This is a genomic window from Actinoplanes awajinensis subsp. mycoplanecinus (assembly GCF_001509495.1).
Lineage (GTDB): Bacteria > Actinomycetota > Actinomycetes > Mycobacteriales > Micromonosporaceae > Actinoplanes > Actinoplanes palleronii.
Genome location: NZ_LLZH01000203.1, coordinates 1 through 315, shown reverse-complemented (window position 1 = coordinate 315; position 315 = coordinate 1). Strand labels below are relative to the sequence as shown.

The 315-nt window shown below is 63.8% G+C and carries 1 pseudogene; it reads right to left on the bottom strand.

Annotated elements, in window-relative coordinates:
- Window positions 1–261 (bottom strand): annotated as a pseudogene (locus ADL15_RS55460) (hypothetical protein); the annotation flags it as partial.
- Window positions 262–315 lie beyond the last annotated feature (54 nt).

Genomic DNA, 315 nt, shown 5'->3' with positions numbered 1-315 from the left:
CGGGCAGCGACCGGGAACCTTAACCCCAGTGGGACCCACCCGGTCAGCCGTCGCATTCGGATCACCCGGACTGAAACCCAGCGCCGGCACCAAAGCGTTAATGTTACCCGAGCTGGCTCCGGCGTTCCCCGTCGCTCCACCTGCGGCCGCATCACCGGATCCCGTGGCGGCGGCTTTATCCGCTGGCGTTTCGTTCAGACCCAAACCGCGCAGGATGGTGTCGCGGTTCGCGTTTCCGCGCAGCGCGGTCAACGAATTCAAGCGACCCAGCAAAGTCGTGGAAGATGCAGGGCATTTCAAGTCCTGAATCGCCGA